The 12,283-nt window shown below is 54.2% G+C and carries 13 protein-coding genes; 3 read left to right on the forward strand and 10 right to left on the reverse strand.

Annotation, left to right across the window (positions count from 1 at the left end; genetic code table 11):
* Nucleotides 1-53 precede the first annotated feature (53 nt).
* The 3 genes from QP109_RS01470 to QP109_RS01480 all read right to left on the reverse strand — a co-directional run bounded on the left by QP109_RS01470 (nt 54) and on the right by QP109_RS01480 (nt 2,170).
* Nucleotides 54-392, reverse strand: coding sequence for a hypothetical protein (locus QP109_RS01470; RefSeq protein ID WP_285022885.1), 339 nt, complete (start codon nt 390-392; stop codon nt 54-56).
* Complete coding sequence (locus tag QP109_RS01475) at nt 389-751, reverse strand: type II toxin-antitoxin system prevent-host-death family antitoxin (protein WP_285022886.1); 363 nt, start codon at nt 749-751, stop codon at nt 389-391. The genes QP109_RS01470 and QP109_RS01475 overlap by 4 nt, the downstream gene beginning before the upstream one ends.
* Before the next feature lie 312 nt (nt 752-1,063).
* Nucleotides 1,064-2,170 carry a glycerate kinase gene (locus tag QP109_RS01480; protein WP_285022887.1) on the reverse strand — a complete coding sequence of 369 codons (1,107 nt, stop codon included), beginning with the start codon at nt 2,168-2,170 and terminating at the stop codon, nt 1,064-1,066.
* Between the two features lie 161 nt (nt 2,171-2,331).
* Here QP109_RS01480 and QP109_RS01485 point away from each other — a divergent pair, with 161 nt between their 5' ends.
* Nucleotides 2,332-3,306 (forward strand): aldose epimerase family protein, encoded by a 975-nt coding sequence (locus QP109_RS01485; protein ID WP_285022888.1) that lies wholly within the window; start codon nt 2,332-2,334, stop codon nt 3,304-3,306.
* Between the two features lie 54 nt (nt 3,307-3,360).
* On the opposite strand, the gene QP109_RS01490 is transcribed toward QP109_RS01485, so the two are convergent.
* The 6 genes from QP109_RS01490 to QP109_RS01515 all read right to left on the reverse strand — a co-directional run bounded on the left by QP109_RS01490 (nt 3,361) and on the right by QP109_RS01515 (nt 10,604).
* Nucleotides 3,361-4,377 carry an acetylxylan esterase gene (locus QP109_RS01490; RefSeq protein ID WP_285022890.1) on the reverse strand — a complete coding sequence of 339 codons (1,017 nt, stop codon included), beginning with the start codon at nt 4,375-4,377 and terminating at the stop codon, nt 3,361-3,363.
* Between the two features lie 197 nt (nt 4,378-4,574).
* Entirely contained in the window at nt 4,575-5,420 is an 846-nt protein-coding gene (locus QP109_RS01495) for a carbohydrate ABC transporter permease (RefSeq protein ID WP_285022891.1), read from the reverse strand.
* A complete protein-coding gene (locus QP109_RS01500) occupies nt 5,417-6,367 on the reverse strand; it encodes a carbohydrate ABC transporter permease (RefSeq protein WP_285022893.1) in 951 nt (316 codons plus the stop codon). Before QP109_RS01500 ends, QP109_RS01495 begins: the two co-directional genes overlap by 4 nt.
* Before the next feature lie 4 nt (nt 6,368-6,371).
* Nucleotides 6,372-7,631, reverse strand: coding sequence for an ABC transporter substrate-binding protein (locus QP109_RS01505; RefSeq protein ID WP_270771759.1), 1,260 nt, complete (start codon nt 7,629-7,631; stop codon nt 6,372-6,374).
* Nucleotides 7,632-7,682: 51 nt separating this feature from the next.
* Complete coding sequence (yicI, locus tag QP109_RS01510) at nt 7,683-10,022, reverse strand: alpha-xylosidase (protein ID WP_285022895.1); 2,340 nt, start codon at nt 10,020-10,022, stop codon at nt 7,683-7,685.
* 435 nt (nt 10,023-10,457) lie between these two features.
* Nucleotides 10,458-10,604: a hypothetical protein gene (locus QP109_RS01515; protein WP_285022896.1), complete on the reverse strand. Its 147-nt coding sequence runs from the start codon at nt 10,602-10,604 to the stop codon at nt 10,458-10,460.
* Between the two features lie 38 nt (nt 10,605-10,642).
* On the opposite strand from QP109_RS01515, the gene QP109_RS01520 reads away from it, so the two are divergent.
* Both QP109_RS01520 and QP109_RS01525 read left to right on the forward strand, forming a co-directional pair.
* Complete coding sequence (locus tag QP109_RS01520; protein ID WP_285022898.1) at nt 10,643-11,008, forward strand: hypothetical protein; 366 nt, start codon at nt 10,643-10,645, stop codon at nt 11,006-11,008.
* Nucleotides 11,005-11,175: a hypothetical protein gene (locus QP109_RS01525; protein ID WP_285022900.1), complete on the forward strand. Its 171-nt coding sequence runs from the start codon at nt 11,005-11,007 to the stop codon at nt 11,173-11,175. Before QP109_RS01520 ends, QP109_RS01525 begins: the two co-directional genes overlap by 4 nt.
* Before the next feature lie 56 nt (nt 11,176-11,231).
* On the opposite strand, the gene QP109_RS01530 is transcribed toward QP109_RS01525, so the two are convergent.
* On the reverse strand, nt 11,232-12,272 hold the full coding sequence (locus QP109_RS01530; protein ID WP_285022901.1) for an ATP-binding protein: 1,041 nt from the start codon (nt 12,270-12,272) through the stop codon (nt 11,232-11,234).
* Between the last annotated feature and the right edge of the window lie 11 nt (nt 12,273-12,283).

Below are 12,283 nucleotides of genomic sequence, written 5' to 3' on the forward strand. Positions count from 1 at the left end.
AGAAGATCCCGGCCTCGTACCCAATTCACGAGGCCGGGATCTCTACTGAGCCCCTATCTTCCGCGTAGTCCGATGTGCTCAGGCGGAAGCGCCAATCTACGGCCAGCCTGTCGATAGACACGTTCTTTGTCGCGCCGGCCAATGGCGATGATTTCAACAATCTCAACGGTTGTTTCATCAACGATGCGGTAAACCATTCGGAGACCGGCTTTGCGCCACTTCAGCTTGCGACATCCCGCCAATTCTTTTTCAAGCGGAGTCCCCAACTGGTCAGCACGCTGAGCAAGCTTCTTCAACGCCACACCTACAAGGACCCGTTGCAACCCGTCGAGATTCGCGTATTCTTTAGCGCTTTCCTTGTTGTAGAAAGCTAAGGTGAAACGCTCACTCATTCGAAGAGTTCTTCATCTGGGATCATGTCAGCGTCATAGGACTGGAATTCGCGATAGAGGTCCTCACCCATTCCCTCGCGCATGCTGAGTCGACGACGATTCGGATCAATATCCCCTAGCCCCAACCGTGTGGCGACGCGTTGCAAGAAGACTATTTCACGTAGCTTTTCCAGCTCCGCGTACATTGATTCGTAGTCTTCGTACGACAGAATGACGGAATCGACAGCATTATGGTCGGTCACGAATTGAGCTCCATTTTTTGCACGCCGGCGAACCTCTGCGAATTTCTTAGAAGCATCCGTTGCGCTAATCATTTGATCCACACTGAACGTCGGTCGTGCCATTATCACCGTCGACATACCTGCCCCCTTGAAGTAAGTACGTAATATTTTACGGATTTAATGACGGAGTATCAACAGGAATTGAAGTACGCGCCCAGCAACGAGGTACTCGCCGAACCTCGAGCTTCACGCCGAGCACGCGGTCATATAGGCGATACAAACAGGCTTTCAACTGGAAAAACGTCGTCTCACACAATTAAAAGCCACCACCGGCCAAACACCCCAACACTCGGGCCAGATCCGAGATGAAAGATGGCAGAAGATCCCGGCCTCGTACCCAATTCACGAGGCCGGGATCTCTACTGAGTCGTACTCCTTACGAAGCCCGAATCACTCAGCGCTCAGCACACTCACAACCGCGGCGCGCAGGTTCTTTTGACCGTTCTTCAGTGCTTCTTCGAGTGGCTCAGCCGGATCGCCGACCTTCACAATCTTGGAAACGCCGTGCTCAAGAAGGATTTCAGCACCTTCTTTAATTCGGCCAGCGAAGATCATAACGGGGACACCGGCAGCGCGCGCGATCGCTGTGACGCCAGCGGGGGTCTTACCGTTGATCGTCTGAGAGTCGACCGAGCCTTCACCTGTGAACACCCAGTCGGCTCCCTGCACTGCATCGGCTAAGCCGACCGCGTCGGCGACAAGGTCAATTCCAGGCGTCAACTCCGCATGGAGGAAGGCACGTAGCGCAAAACCAAGGCCACCTGCGGCGCCCGAGCCCGGCAGAAGCGCGTCGTCTCCGTGACCACTGACGGTGGCGAAATGTAGGTGGAGGGAATCGAAGTATTCGACCTGTTCAGGCTGGACTCCCTTTTGTGGACCAAAGACTGCGGTGGCGCCTTCAGGCCCGTTCAGCGGGTTGGTCACGTCGCAAGCGACCTTGACGCTCAGTCCGTCCAGCAACGCGTCCAAGGCAGACGTGTCAACACTCGCTACTTGGTCGAGGTTTTCTAGCTTCGGAGCAAGCTCTGCACCATCCACATCGAGAAGACGCGCACCGAGCTCAACAAGCATTCCAATGCCAGCGTCATTTGTGGCAGACCCACCGATTCCGATCAACAGTTCGCGTGCGCCACGCGACAGGGCGTCGCGAATAATCATACCGAGGCCAGCAGTATTGGATTCGGCGACATTGCGTTCGTGGGGAGCTACCAGTTCGATTCCCGCACACGACGCAATATCGAGGACGGCCCGCCCGTCCGCGAGCGCGTATTCGGATAGAATCGGCCTGCCCAGGGCATCCATGCTGTCGACCGTGATTCGGCGAGCTCCCCACGCGGTTGCAACGGCTTCAACGAAGCCTTCACCGCCGTCGGACATGGGGACGCGCACGCAACCGGCATCGGGGTACACGTCATGGATTCCCGTTTCCATTGCCGTTACTGCTTCCAATGCAGTCATGTTCTCTTTGAAAGAGTCGGGTGCGAGGACGAATTTCACGGCGTTTCCTTGGGTGAGCAGGTGCCAGCACTGGGATAGTACGGACAAACAGCATCATTACTGTTAACAACTAACAATAACGTGTATTGCCTGTTGTGAGAGCGGAATTGACTAGGCTGAGAACAGGAACTGTCCTAAAGAAAACTGACAAAGGAGTCCAGATGAGCGTTTCGATTGGCACTGGTAAAGTTCGCGCAACTATCCAAATTCAGGGCGCGATGACGACCGCACTTTTTGAGGCAGGAACGGATAAAGAGTTCACTCCCTCATACGTTGCCACGTGGGAAGGTTTCCCTGAGGCCCCGATTTTGGACAAGCTTCGTGGCGACTTCCTCTGCGTCCCTTTCGGCGCCGCACCCGAAACTGCTGAAGAACTACCCGAGGGATGGCGTAATGGTCACAACGGTGCCAGCCCCTGGATTCACGGCCCCTCCGCAAACCTGCGTTGGAATGTCGAGGCGCTGGAAGCCGACTCTGCCGTACTCAGCCTGGACTACGCCGACGACGACCCGGTGAAGCGCGTGGAACGTCGCGTGACCTGCGTTGAAGGTGCTGTTGAATTCGAAGACTCGATCATCATGCGCGCCGATGCTCGCCTGCCACTTGGTCTGCATCCTATCTTCCGTCTTCCTGAGAACCCGGGAGATGCTCACATCGAGCTCGGCGAAGCCGATGGGTTCTGGGCTTTCCCAGCCGACTCGGGAACGACGGTTCTTGAACGTGGTGCGCGTTTCAGCAACCTTGCTAAGGCACCTCGAGCCGACGGTGGCACGATCGATCTGACTCGCCTTCCCCTAACCGAAGAGGTTGACGAAATCGTTCTAACCGCGGGTCCCAAGGACGGGCGAGTCACCGTGGTCAACGATGCTGAAGGATACAAGGCCACCCTTGAATGGGATCGCACCCTGTTGAATAACGTCATGTTCTGGATCTCCAACCACGGTCGTAAAGGTGCTCCGTGGGGAGGAACCAACCTCTGCCTAGGCGTCGAACCGATTACCTCGGCATTCGACTTCGGTGAAGGCATTTCGGCAGCGACCAGCCCTCTGACGGAAGCCGGATATGCCACCGCGATCGATTTAAAGGCAGGTCAGACCTACACGATTACTCACCGCATCAGTGCCGAACGCATCTGAGGCCTAGTAGTAGGGGCACCGTTGTTTTCTCAGCGCGGTTGCCCTTAACGTCACTCAGAATTCCCCCAAGAAGTCTTTCACCCACAACACCTGACGGTGCCACTGATACAGGCCACCACCCTCATGCTCGTTGAATGCGTGTGCATCAATCTGGGCACTCGGTCGCTGTCCGCCAGCCTCAACCAGCTTTTCCCCCCACCAGTTCTTCGTTGCATACACCGTCGACGGCGGGCAACAGATATCCATGAGCCCGGTCGAGAACAACGCGGGAATCGTCGCACGCTTCCCTAGCGACACAATGTCGAAGTAGGCGAGGGTCTCAAACACCATCTCGTCACGGCCACGGAACACGGACAGGTAGCGGACGACTTCCTGATAGGGCGTGTGTTCGCTTAATCCGACCGCACGGCGGAAGTCGGCCATCCACGCAACGTCGGGCATCGTAGCCAAAACACGCGGGTTCAGAACGCCGGCCACAACGGACAGTGTGCCACCCTGACTTTGCCCGGTGACAATGATCCGCTTCTCGTCGCAGTGCGGAAGGTGCGCAGCAGCCTCAACCGCGTGGTGCGCGTCGATATAGATCCGACGGAAGTAGTAGTCGTGAGGGTCTTCGATTCCGCGTGTCATGAGTCCGAACTGGCCAACGCCCAGAGGATGCGGATCGACGGTGTCCGCCCCTGTCCCCCAGTTTCCACCTTGGCCACGATTGTCCATAACTAGGTGCGCAAAGCCCGCGCCCGCCCAGCCGAGGTGCTCGTACGGGAGGCCTCGTCCACCGCCGTATCCGCGGAACTCGACAATGGTGGGCAATTCTTCGCCGGGCTGAGCCGTTGCAGGAATTGTCAGCCACGCCTTGATCGGATCGCCCGCGTACCCGCCGAAGGTCACGTCGAAGACTCGGTGAGTCTTCACCACCAGATCGGTGACCTCTTCGATCTGCACGGACCTCGGGTCGAAAGGATTCTCTTCAAGAGTCACCGCCCAAAATTCATCGAAGTCTGCGGGCTCGAAACTATCGGGGCGATAGGTTTCCAACTGGTCCCGGTCAAGGTCGAAGAAGGTCGACATGCGTACTCCTGCGTGTGCAATCCCCCGTAGCGTGCCATCTTTGGCAAACGCCGGCAATGGGGTAAAACGATTCCTCATACCTGTTTAGCAGATATCCGACCTGCATTTGACCCAACACAAGCAAAAGCGCGAGGCTTCAAGCCCCCACTTGAAGCCTCGCGCCGTATGGACAATCGAGAGTTACACCTCGCGCTCTGTCAGCCCTTGGTTGCACCACCTGCAAGACCCGCAACAATGTAGCGTTGCAACAGAATGAACAGAATCAGAACAGGTAAAGCAATGATTGTGGCTACTGCCATCAGATCATTCCAGTTCGTACCATATTGACCAATGATTCGATTCAATGCAACCGTCAACGGCTGAATCTCCTGCTTCGTCGAGAGTGTCAAGGCAAATGTGAATTCACCCCACGCCATAAGAAAAGCGAAAGACGAAATCATGATGATGCCCGGTCGAATCGTAGGAATGATAATCCGGACGATCGTCTGGATAGTGCTCAGACCATCAAGCTTGGCTGCCTCTTCAACCTCATACGGGAACTGCTTAAAGTAAGGGCGCAACAAGATCACTGCAAACGGTAGCGTCACAGAAATGTCAGCAAGCACAATCGAGTAGAACGTGTTATTCAGTCCAACCTGACGGAACATCACGAACATCGGAATCGAGATTGCAATGGCAGGAAGCAACTGAACCACCGTCAGCATGACCATCATCGAGGTTGTAATCACACCGCGCATTCGAGCCACTGCGTAAGAAACAGGAACTGCAATCAGCAACGTCAGAGCCAATACAGACACTGAAATTATCAGTGAGTTAACAAATGCTGTTCCGATGCCGTACTGACCAGAAAACACGGACTGAAACGAACCAAGATACAGATTGTGGGGATACATCGTCGGCGGATTCTGGAACATCTCTTGCCCAGTCTTCAATGCTGTATTGATCATCCAATACACCGGGAAAAGATAGACAATCGCAATCAGCCAACCGCATACTGACTTCAAGACTTGGACGCGCCGAAACTTCTTATTCACTAAACTCACTTGAGATCCTCCTCGTTCAAGCTCTTCACATAGAACCAGGACAAAGCCAGTGGAAGAAGCAACGTCAACGCAGAAGCAGCCGCACCGTTTCCGAATTCAAAGACCTTGAATGTCTCGAGGTAAGAGTAGATCGGCAACGTCGTCGTTGAATCAACAGGACCACCCTTTGTCATGGTGTAGATAAGGTCAAAGACCTTGTATGTGTTAATCACACCAAGCAACAAAACAGAGATTGAAACTGGTTGCATCAAGGGGAAGGTAATTGAAACAAACTGACGCCACTTGCTGGCACCATCCACCGCAGCAGCTTCGTACAGACCATCGTCGATGGTATGCAATCCCGAAAGAAGCAGAAGCAGATTGAACGGGATGCCGATCCATAGGTTGGCAACAACAACAGCGAACATCGCAGTTGACCCGACAGTCAACCATTTCACTGGTTCATCGATGATCCCCATGGATAACAAGAAGTAGTTGAGAACACCGTAATCCGAGTCAAAAATCCACTTGAAAATGGTGCCTGTAACAACAGGGGGCAAAATCCATCCCACAAGCAGAAGAGCACGGATAATTCCATTGCCCGGGAACGGACGGCGGAAGAACAACGCCAAAGCGAAACCGATCGTGTACTGGAAGAAGAGACACGACACCGTGAAGATGACGGACAGTTTCAGCGCATTCCAAAAAGCCGGGTCATTGATAACGACAGAGTAATTCTCAAAATTGTTAAAAGAGAACGTCTGAGAAATCAGGTTCGCCCCGTTGGCGTCCGTAACACTCAAGAACAAGTTATAGAGCAGCGGAAACGCGAGGAAAACCAGTACATAAACGATTGCTGGAGCAGCCAAGAGAAGGCCGAGACGGCGAGTGCGAATCTCGTTCTGAGAACGCTTGCGTCGCCTCGGCTTCTCATGCTGCTCAGCATCAGAGCTGAGCGTTGCTGTCATGATTTCACTCAGTCGGCAACAGTGGCTGGATCGTAGCGAATGCATCCTTTGCCGCAGCATCCGGAGTCTTAGCACCCGTCAAAGCTTCCTGAATGGACAGCTGGATCGCCTCAGAGATTTTTGCGTACTGAGCACCGTAGGCACGCGCGTGGGTGATCTCCATCTGCTTCTCGAAGACCTGCATCTTCGGATCGGATGAAAGCTTGAGCTTTCCATCAAGGTCGGGGCGCGGAGAAAGCTGACCCGAAACGTCACAGAAGGTCTGAACACCATCATGAGAAGCCATGAACTCAACGAACTTCAGACCAGCTTCAGCGTTCTTTGCTTCTTGGAATAGGACGATGTTTTCACCACCCATACCAGTTGCTGCTTCCTTACCAACCGGCAGAGGAGCAACATCCCACTCGAAGTCAACATCAGCAAGGTTGGATATTTCCCACGGACCATTCACCATCATTGCAGTTTGGCTGGTAGTGAATTGGGTACGTGCATCTTCCTGCGTGTAGTTAGCAACTGCCGAGCTCACTGCACCAGAGTCAATCAGACCCTTCAGATAGGTCAACGCCTCGGCGCCAGCAACGTCATAGTTCTCAACGTCACCACCGGTCTGCCAAACGAACGGAAGAACTTGGAAGGTTCCCTGTTCGTTCTTCACACCAGAAATTGCAAGACCAGCCTTGCCGTCGGTAGCCAGAGCCTTAGCTGTAGTCGCCAGTTCATCCCATGTGGTCGGAGCAGCAGTGATTCCTGCAGCTTCAAACATCGTCTTGTTGTAGAAGAGAGCAAGGTTATTCGAATTCATTGGCAGACCATAAGTCTTGCCATCAAGCTGGGTGGAACTCCAAGGACCCTCATAGAATTCGTCCTTCATATCTGCAGTGGCATCAGTGATGTCCGCAAGCAGACCAAGGGAAGCAAAATTCTGATTGTCAACGGTATCGATAATCGCGACATCTGGGACCTCGCCACCAACGCCACCTTGGACAATTGACTTTGACAGGTCGCCAAATGCGAACGAGGTGCGATTGACCTTAATGCCCGGATTTGCTGCTTCGAATGCTGCAACTGCAGCGTTCATTGCGTCATTGGATACGCCCTGACCCTCGTAGTCCCAGACTTCGATCGTAACCCGATCACCGCTGGCATCGCTCGAACCACTTGTGGCGGAATCTCCCGAACCTGTTGAACATGCTGCGAGTGCTCCCGCCAAAGTCAGCGCGCTGACAACGGCTACATTCTTTCGCATGTTACGTGACATCGACATGTCGTCTCTCCTTTGAAATCTCATCTCTGTGTGTTGTGGTTTCTGATCAATTCACTTCGCCGCGATCAACGAATAGGTGAACTCAACAGCGTTCGCATCGGCGATGATGCGTTCTCCCGACGCAAGGTCAGTGAAATTCATAGGTTCCTGAGAGCCAGTTGCGATCTCAATACTCTTGAGTGGCGCAACTACCTGAACAGACCAAGGAAAACCGGAATCAGAAGTAATAGTGACCTTCGATTCTGTAACAGTGACGTTGAACGTAACATCGCTCTCTAACGATGGAACAGTTACCGTTTGTTCGCCTGGAACCAGCCCGAACAAATACAGACATACGTTATCTGCCCAGTTGTAGACGGTCTGTTCTGAGTGCTCACCCAGCGGAAGTACCGTCCCGTCAGGAATCATGATCGGAAGCGAATCCAATGCGTGTGTTTCTGAGTACCATCCGGCACGCTCACGACGTGAACCGTCGAGAAGGTTCGTCCAACCATCCGTCGGCAGATAGTATTCAACCTCGTCTGATTGAGAAAAAACGGGTGCAACAATCATCTTGGATCCGAAATAATATTGGGTATCCACATGGGCTGACGTACGGTCCTTCGGATGTTCAAGAATCATGTGCCTCATGACAGGAATTCCGTCAGAGGTAACTTCACGAGCAACCTGAAGCACATAGGGCATCAAGCGATTCTTTAGAGCGACGAAACGTTGCGCCGTTCTAACTGCTTCATCGCCATAGATCCACGGTGTCCGGTACGAATCTGAACCGTGCAATCGTGAATGCGAAGACAACATTCCAAACGGGAACCATCGGATGAATACTTTCGGATCCGGCTTGCCTTCGAAACCACCCATATCGTGACTCCAGTATCCGAAACCAGACATTCCGAGAGACAAGCCACCTCTCAGAGTTTCACCCATCGACACAAATGTCGGCTCAGAATCGCCACCCCAATGAACTGGGAATGACTGCGATCCTGCGGTTCCACTCCGGGCAAAAACGATTGCCTCTTCTTCGCCACGTTCTTCAGCAATTGCTTCATACACCGCCTGGTTGTAAAGGTACGTGTAGTAATTGTGCATCCGTTGCGGATCCGAGCCGTCAAACCAGATGACGTCAGTAGGTACCCGTTCACCGAAATCCGTCTTAAAGCAATCAACGCCCTGACGCAGTAGCTTCTTCAGCTCATTCTTGTACCAGATGGTCGCTTCAGGGTTTGTAAAGTCAACCCATCCCATTCCAGATTGCCAGTGGTCCCACTGCCTTACAGAACCGTCAAGCGCATGAAGAAGATAACCATGTTCTTTCCCCTCTTCAAAGAGGTGAGACTGCTGTGCGATGTATGGGTTAATCCAAACGCAAATTTTGATACCACGGTTGTGGTAACGCGTAAGCATCTCTTCAGGATGAGTGAAAAGTTCGGGATCCCAGACGAAATCACACCAATGACTGGGACGCATCCAATAGCAGTCAAAGTGAAGAACGCTCATCGGGATGCCACGTTCTTCCATCTGATCCAGCAAGCCGTTAACTGTTTCTTCCGAATAGTCTGTCTTGAAGGACGTCGAAAGCCAAAGTCCGTAGCTCCATGCAGGGACCTGTGGAGCACGTCCCGTCATCGATGTGTATCGACGAAGAACATCCTTCGGCGTCGGTCCAGCAATAACAAAGTACTCAAGCACGTTACCTGGGACAGAGAACTGAACACGCGTGTTAACTTCGGATCCAATTTCGTAAGAGACCTTTTCGGGGTGGTTAACAAAAACACCATAGCCACGATCAGAAAAATAGAAAGGTACATTCTTATAGGCCTGTTCGGAAGCGGTTCCACCGTCCGCATTCCACATATCAACAACCTGCCCATTTTTTACGACAGGTCCAAAATGTTCACCAAGACCAAAAATTGATTCGCCTGGTTGGATGACTAACTGTTCATGAATGAACTTCTCACCCTCGGGGGATATAGCAATTCCCATCGACTTCAGGATCGATGATGTAATCTCACGATCTCCATCATAGAACCGGAGCTCGAAATGGTCTTCACCGCCAATTTCTGCACGCAGTAAGCCAGACGTAACAACAGCACTCTTCTTCGCTGAATCAATGGCGACGGTTCCATCACCTTCGAGAGGAGCAAGGGCAAAATTCGGAGCCAACTCGCAATAACCACGGAAGTGCTCTAAACGGACACGAAGAATTCCCTCACCCGCTGGCTCAAGAGTAATTGTCAGCTGACTTCCGTCTAGTTCCGCACCTTTAAATGCAATATGACGCGTCGGCGCGAAGACACGAACTCCATTACCGACAGGGACGATGCTTTGGATCTCACGAGGATGCTGAACGTTCCATCCATCCTTCTTCAGCCAGTATCCGTTGGTGAACTTCACTGTCTCCCCCGTTCTCAATTCCACGTTGCTTCACGTCAGATCGCGAATCGTCGCTACTTTGCGACCTTGGGCTAGCGCATTTCGTGATCAAGGATCACAAAGCACTTGTTTTGTTACAAAAGAAAACATACTTGGATAAAGAGACAAACACAACACCCTGCAAACATTTTCAAGCTACAACTTGATAACAAAAACTGCACCATCAGGAAAAACAAGTTTTTGACCAATTCTTTACTTGCGTAAAATTAGGTCTAATGTCCCACTCTTCAAGAACTTGACAGTTTGTAAGCAATCAATACTGAGAGCTGACACTGTCCTCATTAGCATCACAGCAACATGTCGTGCCTGCGTTGCCCAAACGGGAAACAGAAACGCGACATAGACGCGCAGAAAGTACGCAGAATCAAGACCTGCAAAACCTCCCATAGAAAAACCTCAATGCATTGAGTCCAGCGAGTGGGACGCCAGAACCTTCGCCGCCTGCTTCGCTGCACCGAGAGCAACGTATTCGCCGGGCTCAGGCAGTTCCACAACGGCATCCAGCATGTCTGCTGCCAGGGCCTGAACGGCCGTCGACTTCACCGCCGGAGCGCGGGATCCGGAAGGATCCGTCAGCGGTCGTGAGCTTCACGGCGTCCGTGGCCTGCACGTCGGCATCCGCGGCGCGCATCGAGGCCCCGGAGTGCGACGCCTACTGGGCGCTCCCCATCGATTCGGGCACCTCCGTCCTCGAGGTCGGCGCTGTCTTCGAGGATCTCGCCGCCGCTCCCCGCTCCGACGGATCGACCATCGACCTCACTCGGGTCCCGCTCGGCGTCGAGGTCGACGAGATCGTCCTCATCGCCGGGCCGAAGGAGCCTCGGGTCGTCCTCGTCAACGAGGCGGAGGGGTACCGCGTCGGCGTCGAATGGGATCCGACGTATCTCAAGAGCGCGATGCTGTGGATGTCCAACCGCGGGCGCAAGGGGCTGCCCTGGGTGGGATGAACCTCTGCCTCGGGGTCGAGCCAATCACCTCGGCCTTCGACTTTGGGCAGGGTGTCTCTGCCGACGACAACCCACTGGCGAAGGCCGGATACTCGACCGCCGTCGACTTCGAGGCCGGGCGGACCTACGAGGTCCGGCACCGGATCACGGCCGAGCGGATCGGCTGAGACGCTTCATACCCCGGGTCTTCCGGCATCGAACACGCAACGGAAGGATGCAACAGTCATGCAGTCAGGCACGCGAGAGGGACGACGAGGACACCGTCGTCCCTTCGATATGCGGTTCGACCTGCGGTAAGCACGGCGAGGAATGACGGCTCGCCCATCCGCTGCGTGTCAACGCGATCGCGTAGGGCGGACAGATGCCTCACCGCCTCATCGATTTGCGAACCGCCGAGCTTCACTTCGATCGGGGCCCAACGCCCATCGGCAAGGACGATCACCGCATCGGCTTCAAGTCCCGTTTTATCGCGATAGTGGAATACTTCGCCGTCGTTGTATTCCGCGTACACCCGAAGGTCGTGAACGCACAGGGATTCGAACTGGAGGCCGAAGGTCTCCATGTCCTTCAGCAGCGCCGCGGGAGTCGCGCGCATGAGCGCCACTCCGATCGACGGATCCGAGAAGTGACGGGTCGGACTCGTACGCACGGCGGTTTTCGAGCGTAGCGCTGGATTCCATGCGGCGAGGTCCTCGATCACATACGCGCGAGTGAGAGCATCGAGATAGTCACTCACGGTGTTCGGCGACATCGCCTCATCATTGACCGCGAGGTCGGCCGCGATCGTCGTCTGCGCCGCCTCGGTCGAGACACGCCGAGCATACGCCCTCATAAGGGCGCGCATTCGAGTCGCATTGCGGTTCACGCCATCCATGCGCGCAGCATCCGAACCGATGAGCCCCTCGACATAGGTGCGTGCACGCCGCCCGACATCAGCAGTCGCCGCAGTGACTGCCTGAGGCCACCCTCCCCTACACAGAAGTTCGACAATCCTTTCGACGTCGAGCGGGGCGATGGCCGCGACGTCGCCCTCGCCATCGAATAGAGCCCTCAGGGAGATCTCCCCACTCGAGTCGCCAGCCTCCGCCAGCTGCCGGTAAGAGCTCGAGGTGTCGGGATCCTGCAAGTAGACGACCGATGCGGCGGCTTCCCGAGCGGTCGAGGTCTTACCACACCACTTGGGTCCGGCGATGAGGACGGCTCCGCTGGTTTCTAGCGATCGACGAAGCTGTTGATCGACGAAGCGAGGAATGTAGTCCGCCATCTACTTACCTT

It is taken from the genome of Pauljensenia sp. UMB9872 (assembly GCF_030212665.1).
Classification (GTDB): domain Bacteria; phylum Actinomycetota; class Actinomycetes; order Actinomycetales; family Actinomycetaceae; genus Pauljensenia; species Pauljensenia turicensis_B.

Excerpts from the sequence above, each read along its gene's own strand:
- QP109_RS01485 (WP_285022888.1), top strand. The coding sequence starts at position 2,332 with ATGAGCGTTTCGATTGGCACTGGTAAAGTTCGCGCAACTATCCAAATT.
- QP109_RS01490 (WP_285022890.1), bottom strand. The coding sequence starts at position 4,377 with ATGTCGACCTTCTTCGACCTTGACCGGGACCAGTTGGAAACCTATCGC.
- QP109_RS01530 (WP_285022901.1), bottom strand. The coding sequence starts at position 12,272 with ATGGCGGACTACATTCCTCGCTTCGTCGATCAACAGCTTCGTCGATCG.
- QP109_RS01525 (WP_285022900.1), top strand. The coding sequence starts at position 11,005 with ATGAACCTCTGCCTCGGGGTCGAGCCAATCACCTCGGCCTTCGACTTT.
- QP109_RS01470 (WP_285022885.1), bottom strand. The coding sequence starts at position 392 with ATGAGTGAGCGTTTCACCTTAGCTTTCTACAACAAGGAAAGCGCTAAA.
- QP109_RS01475 (WP_285022886.1), bottom strand. The coding sequence starts at position 751 with ATGTCGACGGTGATAATGGCACGACCGACGTTCAGTGTGGATCAAATG.
- QP109_RS01500 (WP_285022893.1), bottom strand. The coding sequence starts at position 6,367 with ATGACAGCAACGCTCAGCTCTGATGCTGAGCAGCATGAGAAGCCGAGG.
- QP109_RS01505 (WP_270771759.1), bottom strand. The coding sequence starts at position 7,631 with ATGTCGATGTCACGTAACATGCGAAAGAATGTAGCCGTTGTCAGCGCG.